Origin of the sequence: Candidatus Uabimicrobium amorphum (assembly GCF_009002475.1) — a bacterium.
Lineage (GTDB): Bacteria > Planctomycetota > Uabimicrobiia > Uabimicrobiales > Uabimicrobiaceae > Uabimicrobium > Uabimicrobium amorphum.
Map to the genome: position 1 here is coordinate 2,399,425 of NZ_AP019860.1, position 23,180 is coordinate 2,422,604.

Sequence of the window (23,180 nt, forward strand, 5' to 3'; positions counted from 1 at the left end):
AACGGTTATATTTATTGCTATTTTGATTATGTAAATTCAGCAGGTGAATGAAGACAAAGCAAATCAAAGGGCGAAATTTGAAATGTTCGTTTTCTAGTCAGCAGATAGAACAAATTCATTATTTGCTTATTTCCCCAGAAGAAGCCTCAAAACTCCTATCAACCTTTTATTTCTCTAAAAAAAATATCATTACAACTATAAATAATCACCACGAAGGATAAAATGTATGTTGAAAACTTTTAATGAACTTGGCGATACAGAAAAAGAACATTTATTGGACTTTATGAAACAAAAGCATAACTGGAAAACCATTCTCGATGTGGACAGGTATATCAAGGCTGAAATTTTCGGTGGAGGTGATTTTTTTTTTACTCTATGGCAAGGAAAAAAAATTATGGGCACTCTGGGGGCAATTGTATGCGAAGCTCACAGAGGAGAAGTTTTTTTAGTGGATTTACATTTAGTAGAAGAGCGCCTGGCCCCCTTAAAACAACTATTCTACGCTGTGAAGAAAAAGCTAACTGATTTTGGAGAACTTTCTATAAAAATAGGCATCGCATTCCCACACACTTATCCAGACTCTCTCTTTTTTGACATAGGATTTGTGAAAACTTATCAATTTTTGCAAATGAATCTTGTCAGTGTTCGACATACGACAAATTTTGTTTCCCCCACAAACTATACCTTTTCTGACGTAACTCTAGAAAATCAATCCTGTTTTTGCCAGACACACAACGATGCTTTTAAAAATACAGCGAATAGTTGTACTTTAAATGTAAAAGATGTAGAAGACATGATAACAAATAAAGAAAAAGCGGGTATCTGCTACCTATCTGGAAAAGCTGTTGGAATGTACCATCTAAAAAAAGACGAAGGTACAGGGTGGATTGACTCGATAGGCGTAACCCCCACATTTCAAAAACAGGGCGTTGGAAGTGTACTCCTTGGTTATGTATTGAACCATTTTTCTTTGCTCTGTGTAGAGCAAGTAAAACTTGTTGTTGTAGATACAAACCATCATGCTATAAAGCTGTATCAAAAATTTGGTTTTCAGGTAGAGAAAGTATACTCGCAGTGGTTTGAATACTCAGGAGTTTGATACTCCTGTTGTTAGAATCGTATCCCGGGCATTGTTTTTTAGGTAATGTGTTTTTTGCCGAAAATATCTTGACGTTTTATTATTTGAGTTGTTTTTTCCATGGCGATTTTTAAAATGCAAACATTGCGAGTAGTAAATGCGTACTCTAAGAGAGTAAAATATTACAAAAAAATGAGTGGCTCAACAAAATTACGGAGAACGACATGCATATTTGGAAAACAGCAAAAGTATTTGTAAGTTCAACCTTTAAAGACCTTGAGTTGGAAAGAGATCGTATTGCGAATGTTTTTCGCAAACTTCAACAGGCCGTCTATGAACGTCAACTTCATATTTTATCATATGACTTACGGTGGCATGATCGTCGAAGTGACCAAAATCTTGTTGAGTGGTGTTTAGAAATGGTAGAACAGTCACAATATTTTGTGGGTATTCTTGGAGATCGTTATGGGTGGTGTCCAGACTATCATCGCGATGGGAAAGAAAATACACAACAAATTTCGATTACGGAAATGGAAGTAAATCAGGCGTTAAGTACAATAGCACCTCATCGACGTTTTTTTTGTTTCAAACAACAAGACAACAGCAACGAACAACTCAAAAAACTCAAGGCACGACTTGTGGCTTGTGAGGAAACTATCTATTATTATTCCTCAATGGAAGAACTCATCGAAATAATCCAATCGCGTTTGCAAGAAATTTTAAATAAAGATTTTCCTCCCCAGCAGAAAATTCCCGTGGAAGAATATACGCGCGAACAAGCATTGTCGGAGATCATAGAAGAAAAAGTACGAGGATTTGTTGGACGAGAGCAGTATTTAAAAGATATTCATGCGTTTTGTAACAATAAAGATGAAAAAAACTATCTAATTATTGAAGCTGTAGCGGGAACCGGCAAATCAGCACTCCTATCCCAATTTTTGAAAGTAAATTACGAAAAGCATATTATTGGTCACTATATGAATATGGCCGGTGACAGTCGTACTTTGTGGGGCGTGTTGCAAAGTTTAGGTCAACAACTACAAAAATATAATTTGATTACAGAAGATTTAGAAACCTCTTCTGGTCTACTCGCAGCGCAAATTCGCAATGCACTCCAACGTAACAATGAGCCTCTGATTATCGCGATTGATGGTTTAGACGAAATGGATGAATATGATTTTTCATGGCTGCCTAGATGGTGTCCACCACAAACACGCATCATAATCACCATGCGACCGATCGCTGAAACTCAAGTATTGAAGTCTTTTCCGCAAATGGAGTTAATGGCGCTACCTCCCTTACAAGAAAAGGAAATCTATCAAATTGTTGATCATTATCAACAACAACACAGCCTTTCTTTACAACAACAAGAGAAAGATATGTTGGTCAAAAGAGCCGCAGGAAATCCTTTGTTTCTCAAAGTAGCATTGGATGAAATTATCGCCAGTGGAATTGCAGTGGGGCAGTTGGCACAGACCGTAGATACCTTGTTTCATCAAGTTGTGGAGCGTTTACGCGAGAAATATGGAGTTGATCAAGTAAATTGTTATCTTGGTATTATTTCGGCAAGCCGCTATGGTCTGGCAGAAGTGGAACTATACGATATTCTGCTCAGAGAATACAAGGAGTTGGCCGATAGTTTTCTTGTGGAGCTCTCAAAAAGCCTGTCAAACTTTATCATATTTCGCGAGCAACTACTCAATTTTTTCCATCCCGAATTTGAACGCAGTATTAAAATGTTGTTGGGAAAAGCAGGTATGCGTCAGTACCATGGAATGTTAGCAAACTATTTTTTAAAGAAGAGCTACTCATACACGCGCGCCTTGTTAGAAATTCCGTATCAGTTGTTATGGGCAGAACAATATGAACATTTGCTGAAAATTTTTGGCGACATCCGTTTTCTCGAAGCAAAATGTGAACAGAAAATGGTGGCAGATCTTGATTATGACTTGCGTATTGCACTTGAGGGAGAAGCAGTACGCATACCGGAAGGCCTGGAAGTACAGATCACAGCGCAAGTTCAAATATCACGTGACATTTTACTACTGCTGCGACGTATTCTACAAATGGATATTCAGTTTTTAGGTCGTCATGGCAAATACCTATTTCAAAGCTTATGGAACCGCGGTTTTTGGCATGATAGTCCACAATCCAAGAAATACTACCACGAAATTGTAAACGCGCCGTGGGATACAGACGGTGCGAAGTTGTACCAACTTGTTGAGTATTGGCGCGCGCAGAAAATGCACGACAAATTTACTTGGGTACAAAGTTTACGCCCGCTATCGGCAAGGCTCGATTCACCTCTGACAAAGACCTTCCGTGGACACAGCGAAGAAGTTATGAGTGTGTGTATCACAGAAGATGGTCATAAAATTGTTTCGGCAGGACAAGATGGTTGTATTAAGGTATGGGATATTGAGAGTGGAAGATGCTTGTTGACTATAGATCAGCCAGATATTATGGTGCGCGAAGTGTGTGTGACAAACGACAACAAAAAAATTATTTCTATTGGTGAAGACAGCGACATTTACATTTGGGATTTATTGACGGGAAGTCTACAGAAAACTTTAGAAGGCCATAGTGATTCTGTGAAAAGTTTACATATTCAGCAAGACAGAATTGTTTCTGGCGGTCGAGATGGCAAAATTTTCGTGTGGGATTTGCATAGTGGCGAATGTCTAAAAACATTTTATGGCTACAGCCCTTCTGTTTCTTCGGTATTTTTGACCGAAGACTTGCAGTATGTTGTTTCCTCTGGTGACGATAAGACCATCCGTATCTGGGATATTGCGGGTGGCAAGCACTCCACTATTGTGACCAATGCTGTTGTCGAAAGTTTATTTTTGCAAGGCGATTATGTTGTTGCAGGTATGGAAAATGGCTCACTGTGTCTCTGGAATATTCATACTCACCATGTTCTTTTCGATGAAAAAGCTCACAAAGCTAGTGTGGTAAGTGTTTGTATCGATGCAGACAAAAAATACATTATTTCTGGTGCCTGGGATCACTTGGTTAAAATATGGGAAATTGAAAGTGGAAACTGTGTACTTGAGCTAAAAGGTCATGAAGAATGGGTATCGAGTGTTTCTTACCGTCAGAATATAGTCGTTTCTGGATCTTATGACAACACTATACGCGTTTGGGACACCTCGGTAGGAATGTCACCGATTGTACTAAAGGGCCATAGCGATGTCATTGAAAGTGTGACAACAGACAATCATACTATTGCCACGGGATCACGAGACAAATCTGTATATGTGTGGAATATGTCCGGAGAAAAAATAACCAGCTTTTGCGAAGAAGACGCGGTAATGGCTGTATGTGTACACGACAACAATATCTTTTGTGGTTTGGAAAACAAGTTGATTCACGAGCGGCAACTCAACGATCAAAATACAGTTACCGCGTACCATGGACATGAAAGTATGGTTTGGTGTGTTGCGGTCAGTGGAGATGGTGAGAAAATCGCTTCGGGAAGTGCCGACGAAACTGTCAAATTATGGACGATAAAAAACAACGAGTGTATTCAGACCTTTAAAGGACACAAAGATCACGTCACAGCTATTTGCTCAAATCACAATGGCCGTATACTGGTGAGTGGTGGTGGATATATCGATAAAACTGTACGCATTTGGGATAGTGAAAAACAAACGTGCATTTGTAGCTTAAAAGGGCATGGTTCAGCTGTTACCGATGTCGCAATTATCGATCAAAATACAATTATTTCTTGTTCCGACGACAAAACGATTCGTTTATGGGACGTGCCTGACCGCCAATGCCAAAAAGTGATCTCCGGTACCGCAAAAATCACACAATGGACACGTCAACAAGAATTTTGTGCAGTGATGCGCGATACAGAAAGTGTTGTAATTGATAAAGAAAGTGGAGAAGAAGTTGTGGCACTACCAATGGTAATTGAGCAAATTGATTTGACAGAGAATGGCGTCATTACAGGCAAAATTTCCAATTATTTGTATGTTCTCAAATTACACTGCGTGTAACTAAGCTAATATTGTTACAGCGGTATAAACAATTCACACGAAACGCATACAATAAAATACATTTTAGATACAAAAAGTTTTTTTTCGAACATAACCTTTCTCTTTCGAAACATGAATAGTTAGTAAATAGGACTTTGTAATCATTGCGAATGATAAAGTCATGTCATTTTTGAGTTAATTTTTTTGAAAGAGTTCGTATGGTTAGGCTGCGAAAGAAATCAAAATTTTATTTGTATGCATTATTCGTATGTTTGCTATTTGGCACCGGTTGTAATACTTCCCGTAATTTGAGTAAAAATCCTCCTAGCTATTACGGTGGTTTTGAAGAGGCAGTGAATTTTACTCAAACCCATCATTTTTTAGAGAGAAATAGGCTCGGTCTAGGAGAAGAACCCCTTAAAAATCTACCACTACTACTTTTATTTCCCCATTATTTAGTGTTCTATACGGTAGTTTTTATGCCCGGATTAGTTGATATTCCACTCAGTGCTGTCGGAGATACAGTTACTTTACCTCTTGTGTTTTTTGAAAGGTCATATCAAGCAGAGAAAGAACAAACAAAACTTGAAATGCAAAAAAAAACCAAAGTAAACCCCAAATATAAAACAGAGAATTTCACATATAAAAGTTTATGGGAAGAGGAATATTCTTTGACCCAAAGAGAAATCAAAATGTTACATAACAAAATAACAAAAATGAAAAAGAACAAACAAGATTACTCAAACGAACAAAATCGCCTTGAAAAATACAAAAACCGGCTCAAACAATTAAAGAAAATCATTCAAAATAACGACGAATAATCACACGATAAGACTTTATCAAAAATTTGGTTTTCAGTTGGAAAAAGTATACTCGTAATCACTTGAATACACAGAGCTTGACACTATTGATTATGTCGAAATTTACCTCAAAACGTAAGTACTGGTTTTAGATTTATGAGAGTATCTAAAATTGTAGATATATCCTCTTCAATATCGTTGTCACAAAAATGATCGATAACAGCTAAAAGATGAAAGGGGTCTATATTCGAGGATACGCGCAAAGGGGATATATCATCTGTATGAATAGAAATGAAGCCTTTTGACAATTGCACGGATTGAGTACTGGACATTTTGACAGATCTAATCCGATTCCACGGTTGCCATTTTTGTTGCGAAATGCAACGCAATCCTTCCTTACTCATCACAATACCATATTTGTCTTTCGTACGCAGAACATAAAAAAATACGATGATTACATCGGCAAGGGGTATTCCAAATACCATTAGATAGATTGTATTTGTTGTTACGATCGAGTTGTCAATGAGTATCGTTTTAAAATAGTATACGAGAGCCGCCAATCCACTATACAATAGTATAGTCATAAACAATACCATTGCTTTTTCTATTCTTTGCTTTTTCGTTTCTCCAAAAGTGACGGTTTTATTCTCTTCTATTCTCTCGATGATTTCTTGTAATAGTAATGGGTTTATTCTCTTTTTAAATTTCTCGTCTAGCATTTTATTTTCTTTCCTGAAATGAGAACAACAACTATAATTTTGTAATGCTTGTCTATAGGAAGATATGCCTTTTATAAAGAAGTGGGGAGTTGACTACAAGATAAATTTGAATATTTATAAAAAATACCACAATAGTTTTCGGAATCATCGACAATGATAGACCCACCACAATAAAAAGTACTTTATGCAAAAGGCTATGCTCTGCAAACAGAAAAAGTATGATATCTTATACATAAACTCAATCTTTTAGAGATTTTGGTATGGCCACGATAAACTATCTACAAAACGAAATCACAATAAAAATAGCGTATTGCGGTCCTGAATCAGCGGGAAAAAAAACCAATTTGCAGTTTATTCATGATCGCATTCCTCCGAGTAATCGTGATGAGCTTGTTTACATGGAAAAAGATAACGCCCAAATTATGTGTTTTAAAAGTTTTCAGCCTGAAGTGGGTAAAGTGCATGGGATGAAGGTTAAGAGCGAATTGTTTGCGATTTGTGGTGACTTAGGTGAGGCCAAAGATATCTTGGGAAAAATAGATGGGATTGTTTTTGTTGCCGATAGTTGTGGCGAGAAACTTGATGAAAATCTTATCGTACTGCGAAATCTAGAGCACTTTTTACAAGAATGCGAGATTGATATTCTGGATGTTTTAACTGTAATTCAGTGGAATAAGGCCGATACACCTAACTCTTGCGATCCGAATACCCTAGAACGGTATATTAATTATTTGGGTTTTCGCACAATAAGAACTGTAGCATCTAATGGCGACGGTGTTTTTGCTACGCTAAAAATATGTTGTCTTGACATTTTAATGAGATTGGATCGCGAAGTAGGAAGAAAAAGATCTCTTTTTGTAAAGAAACAGAGAGAATCTTTAACTTGTATAGATACGAAAATGAAGTACGATGGGTGTACATTTTATCTGAAGAAAAATGAAGATTATCGTTTTGAAAAATGTATATTCCGCAACTGTAGTTTCCGCAGTGAAGGTTGTAATATTAGTTTTGTTGACAATTGTGAATTTTCCAATTGTGGTTTTTGGGGAGAGTTTGTCATCGATCTGTCGCAAAAAAATTTGCGCTCTATCCCTGACTGGGTTTATTCTGCTACTTTTGCGTCAACACTTAATTTGCAAGACAACGATATAACAGATATTTCGTACAAACTGGGGAAATTAGCAGAACTTCGTCATTTAAATCTAGATGGTAATGAGATCACTTCGATTCCTGGATCAATGAGACGTTTGCAAAATCTTGAGTTGCTTAGCATCTCAGGGCATAATCTCTGCAAAGAACAGCAAGAGTCTCTTCGGTTATGGTTGCCTGATTGTAACATTTTTTTAACCGGTGGGTGCTCTTAGTTTTTCCGATCTTTGCGTAATAAATTAGTCCAAAAACACCCAAATTCGGCGAGGGATAGCCATGAATTTATTAAATAATCGTTATAAATTTCAAAAAACAATCGGTCAGGGCGGTATGGGGAAAGTATACCTTGTCACCGATACTCATTCAAACGAATTGGTTGTGATAAAAGAATGTTTTACGGAAGGAAAAGCAGCAAATATCGTAGAACGTATCAAACGCGAATATCAATTCATGAAGGAAATAAATCACCCCAATCTTGTCTCCGCTTACGATTTCTTCCAACAAGAACAACGATATTTCATCGTGATGGAATTTGTCGAAGGCATAACTTTACAAAATTTAATTCGCAATCATCCACGATCTATCGATTTTGAAAAACAATTACATATTGCACAAAAAATCTGTGGTGTGGTAGCAATGTTAAATGAAAGCGGCATTATACACCGTGATTTAAAACCAGCAAATATTATCTTACAAGGAAATGATTTAGAACCTAAATTATTAGACTTGGGGATTGCGAAAACGATTAATGACGAATTGGCGACCATAACAAAAACAGGTGCTATCGTTGGAACCCCTCAGTACATGAGTCCCGAGCAAATAAATTCGCGCATGACCATTGGAAAAAATACCGATGTTTTTGCATTGGGGGCAATGCTCTATCAATTTTTCTCTTGGCAAAATAACTCTCCATTTTATGGTGGCCGTGTTGTTTCAACCATGGACCGCGTTCTCAATATGGAGATTCTTCCTTTAACATCTTGCGCGAACACAACAGACAAACGCATGGTTTTATTGTCCGAAGTACTTTCCCAAGCTCTTCAGAAAAATCCACAACAACGAATTCAATCAGCATTGGAAATGTGGAATATGCTGATTGATTGCGCCACCGGACGTAAAGTATCCACAAGCGATACGGTTGTAATGGATAGTGCCATTAACCAAAAAATGCTCGATGCCAAAGTTCATGCCACGAAAATGACGACGCAACAAAAAACTTCCACCAAAAAAAATACACTGTTCACAAGGTTAATGTATTTGATTGTGATGTTATTTGTTTTAACTTTAGGAATGATCATCCCACTTGGTAAGCTCAATAAAAATATATCACCACCCACTATCAAAAACGATCGATTTGTTCAGCTAGACGAGAAATTTCCCCGTAACAAAAGTCAACAAGTAGATACTGAAAAACAACATATACAAGACGAACTCGATGAGCAAGACGAACTCGATGAGCAAAACGAAATCGAACTCGATGAGCAAAACGAAAACGAACTCGAACTTGATAAGCAAAATGGACAAAACGAAAAGACATATTTAGGCTTTACGTATTTAGATACCCAAACATATACGTGTAATGGTAATACCTATACTGTAAAAGAATACCGCCACAATCACACAAGAATGGAGTTCGTATTGATCCCAAAGGGAAGTTTTATTATGGGAGGAGGTGATGGTTATGAGGCAGAAAAACCAGCACATCGTGTTGTTTTGGATAGCTTTCTCATTTCTAAAACACAAGTCACCCAAGGTGTATGGCAGAAAGTGATGGACACCTCACCCTGGAAGGACCAACAATTTGTCAAAGAGGGTCGTGACTACGTGGCCACGTATGTTTCATGGAACAATGCGATAGAATTTTGCAAACGTGTAGGTTTAGAGTTGCCTACAGAAGCTCAATGGGAATATGCCTGTCGCTCAGGAAGTAGTGATAATTACTATTGGGGCAATAACATGGACGGTGATTATGCATGGTACTATATGAATACTTGGAAAAAAGGTAATAGATATGCGCATCAAGTGGCACAAAAAAAGCCCAACGCTTTTGGCCTTTATGACATGAGCGGTAATGTTCGCGAATGGTGTAATGATTGGTACAGTAAAGACTATTATAATTACAGTCCAGTAAAGAATCCTAAGGGACCTTCTAGTGGCGTTTATCGCATTGATCGTGGTGGCAGTTGGGGCAACAAATACTTCGACTGCCGCTCACGGTATCGCAACGCTTGTGTGCCTGACTATAGTAACTTCCACGTTGGTTTTCGCGTGTGTGCCAAGGTAAACTGAATCTACGAAAGCCCTAACAATTGGTCTGAGTTTTGTTCGATTCAAGCTTATTACTCCATCGCCGGACGCGAACTAGAGCGCGAAATCATACCTTTAGCACAAGATCAAAAATTAGCTATATTGCCTTGGAGTCCATTGGCTGGTGGTTTTCTCTCGGGTAAATTTACTCGTGACAACGAAGGATCAGCAAACGATCGTCGCGTCAAATTCGATTTTCCACCCGTTAATAAAGAGAAAGGCTACGATATAGTTGACGTAATGCAAGAAATAGCGACAGCTCGCGAAGTGTCCGTTGCGCAAGTTGCCTTAGCGTGGTTATTGCACAAACCCGGAGTAACAAGTGTTATTATTGGCGCAAAAAAGATGTCACAGTTGCAAGATAATCTAAAGTCTGTTGAGATAGAATTTACAGAAGATGAAATGACGCAATTAGACGAAGTTAGCCAACTGACACCTGAGTATCCCAATTGGTTGAATGCGTCTCCTAGTGATCGCATGCCTGGACAAAAAGGTTGGACTGATATGTAAATCCAGCAGCACAATTCGATTCCCTGCTGTATTCGCTATAATAGGTTTCCATACAACAAAATCAATTTATATTGACGTGAGTGTAGGCCAAACAGAAAATTGCTTGGTCTACACTCATTTGTTCGTTGCATCATAGACATGAGTAAAGCACGATACTCAAATAGAGAAATAAAGAGATCGGTGGCATACACACTATCATTTTTTTAAATTTGCGCGCGCCTTTTCCAGTATTTCGCTTGCTTGCTTTTTAAGAGATGGATTTAAGGTAATTGCTTTTTTTAAGTCTTGTATTGTCGCGGTGTTTTTTTGGTTTTCATAGTGCAAAACACCTCGTAAAAAATACGCTGCGGCTAGTTCCTCATCTATTTCTTTCGCTGTTTTTTTGACTTGATTTGCGGAACCTAGATCCCCAAAAGCTTTCATCTTGTGCAAAATCTCTAGAGTTTTATTGAGATCCTTCAATGCTTTTTCAAATTGCTTTGTGAGCACATATGCACGCGCTCTTTGAAAATGTCCACTTGCACTGTAAGGATTTTCCCAAACCTCTCCTCTCCAATACCGCAGAGCTTCTGTATAGTATTTTATGGACTTTTGGTATTTCTCCAAACTGGAATAACAAAGTCCAATATTGTAAAAAATTTCCCCAGATTTTTCCCCGAGATTAATTGCTTTACGGTATTCCGTAATAGCTTCAGAATACTTTTGTTGTGAAAAAAAAGTGTTACCATCTTCAAAATGTGTGTTGGGCAAAGGAGAGTCATTATCCACCATAAAACTTCCACGTAGAACCCAAAGAAGAATAAAAAGCCCCGTAACCAGTGTCGAGCCTACGGTCGTAATTACCTTGTTAATAATTTCTTTCCTTTTAATTGCTTTTAAAGTGTCCTTAAATGCCGTAAGCATATTCTCAACAGTCTTTGAACGTTTTTCATGGTCTTTGCGCATAGATTTGGCAAATGTTTTCCCCAAACGAACTTCATAATTTTTATAGGCCAATTTTAAGTTAATGGGCGGCAATTTTTTTTCGACAACATTGGTCATACTAGAAATAGCACCATGTCCATGAAATGGAGACTGTTTGGCCCACGAAAAAAACTGATACAGAATCACTGCTGTCGAAAAAACATCGCTATTGGTTGCAGATTTTCCGTCGATTTGTTCTGGACTCATATATGTGGGCGTTCCAATAATATTCCCGGTTTGCGTAATAGAATGATCTACATTTTCGAGCTTGGCAATGCCCAAATCAAGTATTTTAGGATTGTAGTTGGCATCGAGAATAATGTTTTGCGGTTTCAAATCACGATGAATAATTCCATTTTTATTCAAAAAGTAAACGGCTTCACATATTTTAATGGCAATTTCAAGCTGTTTTACAAATTTCACCGTTCTACGACCTCGCTGAATCAACTCATGTAAAGTAATCCCCTCTATAAACTCCATCACAATAAAGTACTTGTTATCAAAGTGTAAAAAATCAATTGCTTTTACCACTCCAGGATGATCCATACTTTTCATGAGTTCGTATTCCCGCTTAATTCTCTCAATGAGTTCATCATTATTTTGAGCAAAGCACTCCTTAATCGCCACTTGCTGATTCGTCGTTACATCCTGTGCAAGATGAACCCGTCCCATTGCTCCTTGACCAAGAACTCTTCCCAATTTATAGCGTTTATTGAGTAATTCCATTTGTATCTACCTACAAGAATATAAGTTGCGTAAAAATACCCATTCGATATACGAAAAAAGTGACATACATACCAAGTAAGTTTCGTTATCCAACTAAGGTGTCTCATCTCGATTGTCTTTGACATTTTGTATGTTATCCGATAAGCTAGAAATATTATAGCGTAATAATATCATTGGTTCCAGATTCGTCTGGTGTATCAAGAGATATTTGTAACACATAAACTGCGACATCACTAGTTCATGACACCTGAGAGCGTATTTACAATCTTACGGAAGGAATCACAATGAAAAAAATCGTCTTGATACTTACCATACTCACGACGATCATAAGTGCTGAAACGATATATGATGTCAATTTCAACATAAGTGATATTAATGTTAGCGGAACAATTAATATCGACAATGGTGTGTACAACGATCGCAATTCCTTTTTGCTCGCACTAAACGATGTCGACTTGACTCTTTCTCTTAACGGAGACTCGGTCGTTCTTGACAACAACCCCGCAACTGGTCTCTTTTTTGTCCAGTTTGATCAGTTTGGCAATGGTCCTTTGGAAATCGTCGCCAACGGTTCAGAGCTAATTTTTCGTAGCGATGTCCAAAATCAAGGTGATGCAGCAATATTTTCGATGTTTAACTCATCCTCAGCGGGTGGCGCGTCGGTGAGAATTGAAGTTCGCGATGACAACATTGACATTTTTCAAGGGCAAGGTATCTTTAGCGGTACTTCAACCGTTAGAGCACAAGTTTTCAATCCAAGTATTGTGGACAGTGGTTTTGTTTTTGGAGCTGTGACAGTTCCAGAGGCAGGCACATATGTATTTTTCTTATGTAGTGCTTTTCTACTGTTAGGCTGGCGACGTAAAGTCTCTTAAGAAGATAGAGAGCTGAGCACAGGTGGCCATCCAATAGATTTTCTGACAACGATTTCCTCTCGTGCTCCCCTCTGTTCGAGCTTTTCCAATGAATTTCTTGTACTTTTCATTGATGTATTGTTCATCTTTTCCGCTAAAAATTTCCCCTATTTTCATATCCTACCTATTTCCCTTTTGGGTAATTTTCGACTAGAATTTTATATAGAGGGTTTACACCTCAACACATTTCCAAATACCTACTTGACAGCAATTGGGAGAATTTTATGATGCGCTACACTTTTATTTTTTTGTTATTACTGAGTTCTTTGTTGTCACAAACAACAAAAGAGCAAGCCAAAAAACTGAAGACCCATTGGGGTATTAAGAAAAAATTTCACAGCGTTTTAAATGAAGACTCCATCTCGCTGTCATTTCCAGGCTATATTATAGGCGTTGAAAAAGCTTCTAGGAAAAAACTCGGGCTAAAAAAACTAGATGATATAAAACCATTTTTAAACTATGACTCTGAACAATTAAACGCCGAAGAAAAAAAATTTCTTGTAAAGCGCATCAACGATTCCAAAATACAATTTGTATCTCACATCGTAAAATTCGCCAAAGATGACAACGCGCCAAATCTACACAAAAAAATCATTTACAATGTTTATCAAAACACTGACGAATTACAAACTTCACAAGTATTTAAAAGTGGATGGGATAGTATCCTTTCTCTAAAAGAACAACTAGCTGTATACATAGAGAAACACCAAATCACCCATGTATTTCTATGTGCATTGGGTTGGAATACACCACAACAAAAAGCTCTCAAAAATTTGAATACTTTGTTTTCAAAAGTTTATGAAAAGGCTTCTCGCAAATCAAACTATCTGTTTATTGGGATTACGTGGCCTTCGAAGTGGGGAATTCCCGGAATAAGTTACCAAAATAAAAAACAAGATGCCGAAGAAGTGGGACTTTTATATGCCAATTCTCTGCTGCACAATGTATTGCTCCCGCTCAAAAAAGTATTTAAATTTCGCGTTGTACTTATTGGCCATAGCTTTGGTGCCCGGCTTTTGGCAAGGGGTCTTTTTAGCGCGCATTTTTTATCGCAAAACATGGCGAAAAATCGTGGGAAAATAGATTTATTCATTGGTTTACAGGCCGCCCTTGATATTAAGTATTTTCTTGAAGATGGTGAATATCATTCTTTTCGTGCTCATGCCAAAAAATTTGTATTTACGTGGTCGACTTCTGATAAAAAAATGAATGCTTGGTCTTTTACAGCACGCAATCGCTTTCTAGGGACAAAACGCGCATTCTCCGTGGCCAAAGATCATGAAAACTTTGTACTAGGCAGCGTAAATCAACATGGGCAAATTTCACCTCAAGAAAATTCGTCGAAAATATTACTGGTCGATGCGAAAAAAATCATTTCTCATCATAGCGATGTGTTTAATCATCACGTGGCAGAATTTGTCTCACAACTTGTCAAAATATATTGTAAATCGCAATAATATCTTTTCCTCTATGTTGAAAGCAATACTATGGACTCTCAATTCTTGAATAGCGATATCGTAACAAAGAAAATAGACAACTCTTCTAGAACGAACGATAACTTTGCGATGTATAGCATACCAGAAAAAAAAATCCCGGCGCACTTTCTTGAAAATGCGCAACACCAAAACGTTCAGGTTATCCGAGAAGGTCAACTTTTTGGGCGTTACATGATACAAGGGGAGTTAGGACGTGGTGGTATGGGCGTTGTCTACAAAGCAATGGATACACAGCTCAAAAGGACTGTCGCTCTCAAGGTTATCTTAAAAGGGAACTCCAATGACATCAAAAGATTTATACGCGAATCTTCGGCCATGGCGCAACTAGAGCACAACAATATTGTCAAGTTGTATGAGTTTGGAACAACACCACAACCTTTCTTCACGATGGAGTATATAGAGGGGTTTACTCTTGCAGACCTTATCAAAGAAAAAAAAGTAAAACCACTATTTCTATTAGACTTAATGATAAAAGTTTGTGACGCTCTCGCCCACGCTCACAAGAACAATATTCTCCATCGTGATATCAAACCCTCTAACATCATCATTACAAACAAAGGTGAACCAAAAGTAATGGACTTTGGCGTTGCAAAAATCTCCAATACTACGGAAAAGAGTTTATCGAAAACCGGCGACGTTTTAGGAACGATCCTTTATATGGCTCCAGAACATATTGATGGCAAGGCCTCTGAAAAAAGTGACATATACTCTCTTGGTGCGACAATTTATGAATCACTTACATACCGTAATGTTTTTCAGGGAGACAGTCATTACAATATTTTGTTTCAAATATTACATAATGATCCCATTCCCCCACGGGAACTCAACCCCAACATATCGCCTTATTTTGAAGCAGTGTGTCTCAAGTGCATGGCAAAAAAAGAAGACAAAAGGTATGAAAACTTCAAGCAACTCACCAGAGAATTAAGAAACTTAAAAAATCACAAACCCATTATTGCGAAAACGTATAACACCTTTGATGTATTTCACAGCTTTGTGGCGAAACACAAACTATTTTTTGCTCTCGTAGCTTTTTTTATGGTTGTGTTGTTGGCCTTTTCTTTTTTTCTACTCGTTGCTTGGAGAAACACCCACCAAGCACGATTAGTTGCAGAAAAAACAACACAGCGTATTCAGCAAGAAAAAGCGAGAACCAAAGATACTCTCAACAAGGTAATGGATGTACTCAAATATTCCACAACAGAATATCCGTCGCTACAAAAAGATAAAAAGTTTGCCCAGTTGTTTTCAAGAATATTTAAAGATGTGGAAAAGTATGAGGGGGAAGAAAATTGGAATTTTATCAAAGGCTATATAAAAAGTATCGAGGGAGATCAACAAAAAAGTTTAGAATACTTTAGCAAACAAATACAAAAAACCCCTGGTAGTTTTCTCGCGTACTATAATCGCGGACTGCATTACCAAGATTTAAAACAGTATAAAAAAGCCCTTGCTGACTATAATAAAGCCGTTGCGATACAGCCAAATGATTACCAGGTACTCAACAACCGCGGACTCGTTTACCTACAGCAAAAGCACTACGACAAAGCTCTTCTCGACTTCAACAAAGTCCTCTCGATAAAGCCCGATTATACTCCGGCCTACAATAACCGTGGGCTCATTTTTTTGCAACAACAGAATTATGACAAAGCTCTTGTCAATTTCAATAAGGCGATCGCGATAAACCCGAATTACAACAATGCCCACAGTAACAACAATGCTTATAACCACCGTGGAATCGTTTACTTACAACAAAAACGCTACGACAAAGCGCTTGCCGATTTTGATAAGGCAATCGCGATAAATCCGAATTTTTCTGATGCCTACTACAACCGTGGATTTATTTACTTGCAGCAAAAAAAATACGGCAAAGCCCTTCTCAATTTCAACAAAGCCATCGCAATCAATCCTAATTTTTTTGATGCGTACTACAACCGTGGATTCTTTTACATGCAACAAAAAATCTACGACAAAGCGCTTCTCGATTTCAACAAAACCATTGCCATAGACCCTTACGATTTTGAATCGTACGAACAACGAGGGAATATCTATCAAAAGCTAAAGCTCTATGACAAAGCTCTTCGTGATTTCAACAATGCCATCGCAATAAACTCGAATTCTTCGAGAACTTACTACAATCGCGCAAATCTATACCGCGAGCAAGAACAATATGACAACGCTATTGCTGATTACAATAAAGCCATCGCCATAGACGCGAAAAATTTAGATGCTTACTACAATTGCGGAAGTCTTTACCTAAAATTAGAAAAGTATGAACTGGCCATCACATACTTGCAAAAAGTAACATCCGCCTCTCCAAATATTTGGCAACCATATCATAAAATACATCTGTGTTATAAAGCAATGGGGCAAAACAAAAAGGCACAATATTATTTACAACAAGCAAACAAATTAAAAAAATCGCAATAGCGAAGTACATATTTCAAAAAAGTTAGCGTGAAAAATGAAAAATCAGTCTTTTCACCTGCACAACAGTAAATCTCACCTCAAATAACAACAAACGGTATACTAATTGCTCTTTTCTATTTTGAACATTTACGTTTCATTTTAGAAAGGGAGCAGACGATGAAAAAAATAGTATTTTTCGTGATAGTTTTACTGAGTGGCCAGTTATTTTGCGATGGTATCACCATTACCAAGCCAAATGCAGGGGTGGTCAAGTATGGCTCGATGTTACAAATACAGTGGACAAAAACGGGAGAAATGGCTAACACTGTTTACATTGCGTTAATGCGCGGAAATAGTGTGATACGCACCATAGCGTCATCTGCTCCCAACAACGGGACTTATAATTGGCGTGTCGCTGCTCATGATGGTAAATATTTCATTCGCATAAGTGTTCTGGCAAATGCAAACTATCCCAATCCGGTAAGAGCAACGAGTCGTGAATTTTACGTGCGTGGTCTCAATGCCGATTTGGCCATAAATTGGCTAAAAGTATCGCCCAAAAGAAAACATGTGCAACAACACCTAACTTTTACGGCAAGTATCTACAATGCCGGAGTACAAAAAGCCAAAGCAACAACCGCATTACTAGAAATAAAAGGTCCCACAGGTAAACAAAATGTGTGGCTCCCCTGTGGTGAATTGCCTGGTGGGATGACCAACACCATTACCTATAAGTATAAACTTTCGCAATATGGTATTTATCGCAATACGTTTACACTCGATGCCAAGAAACAACTGTATTCACCAAACCCTGCGATGGGGGAAAAACAGGTAAACAACAACAAAAAATTTATTGTTTATGGCATCAGTCCTTTGCCAGACTTAATTATCATCGCGAGAAAATATCAACATGTTAAAGTGCCTGGCAAGGGTACGGTTGTTGTAAAAGTAAAGAATATTGGCGACACTTCTTCGGCAAAAACCCAATTAAAATTTGCGATACAAAAGAAAAAAACCAAATACTTTTCCATCCCAGTATTGAAGCCCAAGCAAATTTACATTGTTAAACGCAGAGAGCATTGGGTAATGCCTGGAAAAAGAAAATTTTCGGTAACAATTGATCCCAAAAATACGGTAAAGGAAAAAAAAGAGGGGAATAATACACTTTCAGGTACCATTCAAAAAGGGGGAAAGTATTCCGTGCAAAACGAAGAAGTGAGTTCCGATGACAATAAATAGCAAAAATTTCGTAGTATTACGGTGGTCAATACTGTTTGACCACCGTAGCTTCGTTGAATAAAAATTTATGATACAAAGTGTTACTTAACCACTATGTCATCAATTGTTCTGTCCGCGTTTAGAATTATTGCGCCGGTGTGGCTCCGGTAAAGTTTGTTTTCATTGTGGAGGTATCTTGTAAGTTAGCACCATTTAAATTCGTATTGCTAAAGTCAGCCGCCCCTAAGTCCGATTTTTGTAAATTGGCGTTAGTGAAGTTTGCATTTGCAAGTTTACAACCAACCATATACACATCGACCAAAATAGCATTGCTAAAATCACTATGCGAAAAATCACCGCGTCGTAAACTACCACCGGTGAGATTTGTATCACGGAAGTTGGAGTTTATACAAGTCGCACTTTCTAGATTTGATTTACCGAGAATAGCGCCTTGAAAATTAGAAGAACTCAATTGACTTCTTGTCAAGGATGCATTGCTGACATTGGCTTCGACCGCAAGCACTTGTTGCAAGTTTGCCCCGATGAGGTACGCTCCACGAAAATTTGCCTGAGTGAGGTTTGCGCCTTGCAGATTCGCACCGCTTAAATCGCTCCCCGAAAAATCGGCTTCGCTAAGATCAACATTCGCGAGGTTGGCCTTGCATAATTTGCTATTCGCTAAATCTACCCCTTTTAAGTCAAGGGATTGTGGATTTTGTTCGCGCCAACTATTCCACGATGCGCAATTGTTATCTTCCGCGACCGACTGTTTTAGTTTGTTGAAGTGTACCGTATCCATATCGCACCCTTTCTCTTTTGCATTGTTATATGCTTATACTTTATGGAATTAACGGATTATTTTCCACATTTAACTAGAAAAATTTTTATTTTCAGATCGTTTACTTTAGTATAAAATAAAGTTGGGATATAGCGCATTTCAATCTATTACATTTACTTAAGTGAGACTTTCATGGCAGATAAAAATAACGACGAACACCAACATTTTGAATACCGTGAGACAGAACGCGGACAACTTCGAAATGATAAAAATTCGCAAAAAAAAGACAGCAGCCATCAAGAGGCACAGCAAGGAAATGCTGATAGCGGTTTAAAAAAATTTGTTAGAGGTGTTTCACAAATAATGAACCTTCCCACGCATCGACGTCAAGAAAAAGAAGTGGGACAAAGTACAGAACCAAAAGGGAACTACAGGAAAACAGTACACTACAAAACGCAGGGCAACACCCCTCCAAAGGAAAAAATTAATAGTAAAGGTGCTTTTATTGGTCGCTACCAAGTGTTGGAGGAAATCGGCAGTGGTGGTTTTGGTAAAGTGTACCGAGGAATCGATTCTACTCTACATCGCGAAGTTGCGATTAAAACCATTCTTTCTGATAAACTCACCTCTTCGGAAGTGAACCTTTTTGAAAAAGAAGCGCGTGTATTGGCACGTTGCAACCATCCAAATATTGTGCAAATATACGATGTGGGAAAAAATGACGATGGGCCGTATTTGGTGATGGAGTTCATCAATGGGCCTAATTTATGTGAGTACATCATAAATCAAAGAGCACGCAACGACATACAACATGTGCATCGCGTGGTTTGTTCGCACATGATCAGCATTGTGGACGCTTTAATATACATGCACAAACACAATATTTTTCACCAAGACATCAAGCCAAACAATATCATTGTTTCTCTAGAAAACAACTCATCAAAATTGGTAGATTTTGGTTTGGCTGCTGGTGGGAATATTGAAAAGAAAAAATCTACAAAGATTACAGGAACGTATGCATACATGCCACCGGAAAAATTAAAAGGCAAAGGTAGTCCCAAACTACACGACATTTATGCTTTGGGAATTGTTTTTTTCGAGATGCTCACCGGACGTTTAGCGCACCCAGGAGAAGAAATCAGTGAAATTGTCGACAATGTCTTTCATCGTAGAGTCGCTTTTACGGAAGAAGATAATGTTAGCAAAGAATTGCAGAAAATATGCTTGAAGTGTCTCAACAAGAACCCCAAAAGACGCTACCAGGACTTAAGTGAATTTTACGACGACTTGGTACAATACTCCGGTGCCACAGAAGTAAACGACTACCCTTACTTGTCCGTATTCACCGGTGAACAAAAACTCATTTTTCCCCTAGTGCACAAAATCAATTTCTTGGGACGCACTTTTTCCAATCATATTGTGATTCCTGACCAATCCATATCGCGTTCGCAAGCGCTCATTGAAGTGGCAGATTTTGTCAAAATTAAAAACCTTAGCGAAGTCAATAAAATTACCATTGGAAGTACACAACTTAAGTTTGACGAAGAATTCTTTTTGTCAGAGCCGCAAACCATTCAAATAGCCAACTATACTTTCCATTACATACCACGCTCACAAATCTCTCAGTGTGGAACGTGGGACGGTGAAACGATCACCTCGGCCTCTTCACAACAACAGGCGATGCGTTCACAAGTAGACGAAAGTATGTGGCAAAAAACAGTAGTTGCACCTGGTGGAAGTCCTATAAAAGCGGGAACTACAGCACATTTTTACGTTCAGCAACTCAAATCAACGATCGAGAAACTGGAGAAAGAGTTGAAAAACTAGTTTCATTGCATATCTTGGGCTAATCGCAAAAAAGACCGCTGGTCATCTAAAAAATAGAGTGCATCATCAATTTAAATTCGGTGTGATCGCTAGGTTTTATCGCGAATACTAATTTATAATTGATGATCTCTAGCCGTTCCTAGAAAACCTCAAAAATCTAAAAAAGAAGAAGAGGACAGTCTCCGAACAGTGCTGAGACTGATTACTGCTGGAGAATTTCACTCCAGAAGGCAAGATAGAGGCCACATTCACATCAAAATGGAATGTGCCGAGAGCAAAAGAAAAGCTCAACTTGCGATCCCCTGTTAGAGGCAGCGATTTTGGTAAACGCAGCCCAGTACTTCCAGACGTGACAATGCCTATCCACTGGCAGACATCGGGCGGTTCTGGCTGGTAAGCGTTCAGAATAATTCAACGCGCGGCGTGCTAATACAAAACTCGCCGCAATATGTACACTGATTCCCCAAAAATAAGCAAATTTGTATTTACCAATGATGCTACTATACGCTGGGTTTACTTCTATTATCTCTACACCATTTCTTGCTCCTTGACTTTTCATCAAGAAGGCAAACTTTTTATATGCAAAGTAGGATATCATTCGTCTGTAAGGTACCTTTTGAGCTGACAAGTCCTTTTTCTTTTTGGAAAAATCTAACTTTTCAATAACAACAGGCTTTTGTTGTTTCTTTGCTAACGTGATAATTTCTTTACATGCTTCAGCGAGCATGGCTGTGACCTGCTCGCTAGAACGGTCTTGAATGGGAGTATGGATTTTTCCATAATTTGTAAGATTACCATGCCTGTTCGTTTCGGCAAACGCGACATGTGAGTGGTTCAAATCGACACCAATAGTTCCAAGCTCTTTTTTCGTGGTTATCGGCGCTGGTTTTTCCTTTGTTGTCACAAACAGATACCAGTCACTTCCTTTTTTTACAAAGCGATAGTTGATTGCCTTTTGGCTTTTTAGCGCTGCGGAGATGGTTTCTTGTTTATAACTAAACTTTACAGGTATATTGACATATTTTCCCCATTCTCGCTCCAAGGAGGGAACTACTCTAACCCGTAATTTATCTCCCAGCAACTGGCAATTCTGATTACCAAAACTTTCATCTTTCGAGCCAATAAAAAATACTCTGTTTCCGCGTTTTGCTCTAAACTCTTCCAGCCATTTTTGGTGGTTTTCATAGCCATTTTCTTCAAGGTGAAATTGTTTTTTGAATAGCTTTCTACCTCCGAGGCAGATTCCACGCTTTTTTAGTTTTTCTATTCTGTTTTCTACGTTTCGTAGCTTTCGCTTTTTATGGTGTAAGACAAAGTGCAGTTTTTTTCTTTGCTCTTTCTTTTCGGAAACAGTATCTTTTTTATTCCCAGCCAACGCTTTAGATAGTTTTTTTATGGAACGTTTGAGAGATTTACTTCTTCTTTGTGCATCTTCAACGTTGATTTTTTGCAACTCTTTGGCAGCTTTGATGATTCCCTTCACTTCGCTGTGTAGTGAATTGAATTGTCTCGCCATCATACCTTTTTCTGCTATAAATGTCTTTTTTAACTCATTCAGTTTTTCACCCCGCAACAAAGCACGTAGCAATTCGCCACGACGCTTCGCTGTGTGCGCAGCACATTTTTCGAGGTATTGTATATGTTCTTTATTTAGTTTTGCCTGAATGGTTACTTGCATCTATTTTTCTTTTCTTACGACGTTCATGTGACCTTCGGCCATAGATTTTCGAACAGAAAACGGTTAGTATTGAAATAATGTCTTGTGACAACTGCTCTTCAAAACATAGTTGTTGTTTGTCATTAACAACAACCAAAGATATTCCTCTAAACTTGCATATTTCTTCTATTATTTCCCTACCAAATCTTATTAGTCTATCATGATAGCTAACAACAACTCGTTTTACATTTCCTGATAACATCCAACGCAGTAGTTTAAAAAAACCACGTTTTTTGTAATTCAACCCTGATCCTACTTCCTTGATTTCAACTATATTTGAGTACTGTTGTTCTTCGCAAAAACTTCTTAGCTCTAGTTGCTGTCTTTCCAAGTCTTGTTTTTGGTCGTTAGCACTTACTCTAGAATAACAAACTGTTACTTCGTCTTGTTGCGTTTCGATGCTTAGTTTTCGTTCAACTTCTTGCTTTGAGTATCTTCGGTGATTGCCATATGTCCTTTTGTAGGAAAATACACCTTGCTCACTCCAATTTCTGATCGTTTGTGTTGAAACTCCAAATAGTTTGGCTACTTCACCAATTGAAATCCATGTTGTCATCTTTTCTCCTCCGACAACATGATTATTATT

The 23,180-nt window shown here is 38.1% G+C and carries 16 protein-coding genes; 11 read left to right on the forward strand and 5 right to left on the reverse strand.

Annotated features, from left to right (window positions below; all coding sequences use genetic code 11):
- Positions 1-226 precede the first annotated feature (226 nt).
- The 3 genes from UABAM_RS08500 to UABAM_RS08510 all read left to right on the forward strand — a co-directional run bounded on the left by UABAM_RS08500 (position 227) and on the right by UABAM_RS08510 (position 5,882).
- On the forward strand, positions 227-1,099 hold the full coding sequence (locus tag UABAM_RS08500; protein ID WP_151967570.1) for a GNAT family N-acetyltransferase: 873 nt from the start codon (positions 227-229) through the stop codon (positions 1,097-1,099).
- A gap of 203 nt (positions 1,100-1,302) precedes the next feature.
- Complete coding sequence (locus UABAM_RS08505) at positions 1,303-5,082, forward strand: DUF4062 domain-containing protein (RefSeq protein ID WP_151967571.1); 3,780 nt, start codon at positions 1,303-1,305, stop codon at positions 5,080-5,082.
- Positions 5,083-5,540: 458 nt separating this feature from the next.
- Positions 5,541-5,882: a hypothetical protein gene (locus UABAM_RS08510; RefSeq protein ID WP_151967572.1), complete on the forward strand. Its 342-nt coding sequence runs from the start codon at positions 5,541-5,543 to the stop codon at positions 5,880-5,882.
- A 107-nt stretch (positions 5,883-5,989) separates the two neighbouring features.
- Here UABAM_RS08510 and UABAM_RS08515 read toward each other — a convergent pair whose 3' ends face one another.
- Positions 5,990-6,580: a hypothetical protein gene (locus UABAM_RS08515; RefSeq protein WP_151967573.1), complete on the reverse strand. Its 591-nt coding sequence runs from the start codon at positions 6,578-6,580 to the stop codon at positions 5,990-5,992.
- Between the two features lie 260 nt (positions 6,581-6,840).
- Between UABAM_RS08515 and UABAM_RS08520 the strand changes: the two genes are divergently transcribed.
- The 3 genes from UABAM_RS08520 to UABAM_RS08530 all read left to right on the forward strand — a co-directional run bounded on the left by UABAM_RS08520 (position 6,841) and on the right by UABAM_RS08530 (position 10,546).
- Positions 6,841-7,944 (forward strand): leucine-rich repeat domain-containing protein, encoded by a 1,104-nt coding sequence (locus UABAM_RS08520; protein WP_151967574.1) that lies wholly within the window; start codon positions 6,841-6,843, stop codon positions 7,942-7,944.
- A 61-nt stretch (positions 7,945-8,005) separates the two neighbouring features.
- Complete coding sequence (locus UABAM_RS08525) at positions 8,006-10,018, forward strand: bifunctional serine/threonine-protein kinase/formylglycine-generating enzyme family protein (RefSeq protein WP_151967575.1); 2,013 nt, start codon at positions 8,006-8,008, stop codon at positions 10,016-10,018.
- Positions 10,019-10,546 (forward strand): aldo/keto reductase, encoded by a 528-nt coding sequence (locus tag UABAM_RS08530; RefSeq protein WP_151967576.1) that lies wholly within the window; start codon positions 10,019-10,021, stop codon positions 10,544-10,546. It abuts the gene before it with no gap.
- A gap of 195 nt (positions 10,547-10,741) precedes the next feature.
- Here the strand turns inward: UABAM_RS08530 and UABAM_RS08535 are convergent, their stop codons facing one another.
- A complete protein-coding gene (locus tag UABAM_RS08535) occupies positions 10,742-12,235 on the reverse strand; it encodes a protein kinase domain-containing protein (protein WP_151967577.1) in 1,494 nt (497 codons plus the stop codon).
- A gap of 284 nt (positions 12,236-12,519) precedes the next feature.
- On the opposite strand from UABAM_RS08535, the gene UABAM_RS08540 reads away from it, so the two are divergent.
- The 4 genes from UABAM_RS08540 to UABAM_RS08555 all read left to right on the forward strand — a co-directional run bounded on the left by UABAM_RS08540 (position 12,520) and on the right by UABAM_RS08555 (position 18,293).
- Positions 12,520-13,110, forward strand: a complete 591-nt coding sequence (locus tag UABAM_RS08540; RefSeq protein ID WP_151967578.1) for a hypothetical protein — start codon at positions 12,520-12,522, stop codon at positions 13,108-13,110.
- Positions 13,111-13,373: 263 nt separating this feature from the next.
- Positions 13,374-14,606, forward strand: a complete 1,233-nt coding sequence (locus UABAM_RS08545; RefSeq protein ID WP_151967579.1) for an alpha/beta hydrolase — start codon at positions 13,374-13,376, stop codon at positions 14,604-14,606.
- Positions 14,607-14,636: 30 nt separating this feature from the next.
- A complete protein-coding gene (locus tag UABAM_RS08550; RefSeq protein ID WP_151967580.1) occupies positions 14,637-17,075 on the forward strand; it encodes a serine/threonine-protein kinase in 2,439 nt (812 codons plus the stop codon).
- A gap of 156 nt (positions 17,076-17,231) precedes the next feature.
- Entirely contained in the window at positions 17,232-18,293 is a 1,062-nt protein-coding gene (locus UABAM_RS08555; RefSeq protein WP_151967581.1) for a CARDB domain-containing protein, read from the forward strand.
- Between the two features lie 124 nt (positions 18,294-18,417).
- Here UABAM_RS08555 and UABAM_RS08560 read toward each other — a convergent pair whose 3' ends face one another.
- Complete coding sequence (locus UABAM_RS08560) at positions 18,418-19,071, reverse strand: pentapeptide repeat-containing protein (RefSeq protein ID WP_151967582.1); 654 nt, start codon at positions 19,069-19,071, stop codon at positions 18,418-18,420.
- A gap of 171 nt (positions 19,072-19,242) precedes the next feature.
- Between UABAM_RS08560 and UABAM_RS08565 the strand changes: the two genes are divergently transcribed.
- Entirely contained in the window at positions 19,243-20,877 is a 1,635-nt protein-coding gene (locus tag UABAM_RS08565; protein ID WP_151967583.1) for a serine/threonine-protein kinase, read from the forward strand.
- Between the two features lie 253 nt (positions 20,878-21,130).
- Here the strand turns inward: UABAM_RS08565 and UABAM_RS08570 are convergent, their stop codons facing one another.
- Both UABAM_RS08570 and UABAM_RS08575 read right to left on the reverse strand, forming a co-directional pair.
- On the reverse strand, positions 21,131-22,555 hold the full coding sequence (locus UABAM_RS08570; protein ID WP_151967584.1) for an IS200/IS605 family accessory protein TnpB-related protein: 1,425 nt from the start codon (positions 22,553-22,555) through the stop codon (positions 21,131-21,133).
- Positions 22,524-23,150 carry an IS607 family transposase gene (locus UABAM_RS08575; RefSeq protein WP_151967585.1) on the reverse strand — a complete coding sequence of 209 codons (627 nt, stop codon included), beginning with the start codon at positions 23,148-23,150 and terminating at the stop codon, positions 22,524-22,526. The genes UABAM_RS08570 and UABAM_RS08575 overlap by 32 nt, the downstream gene beginning before the upstream one ends.
- Positions 23,151-23,180 lie beyond the last annotated feature (30 nt).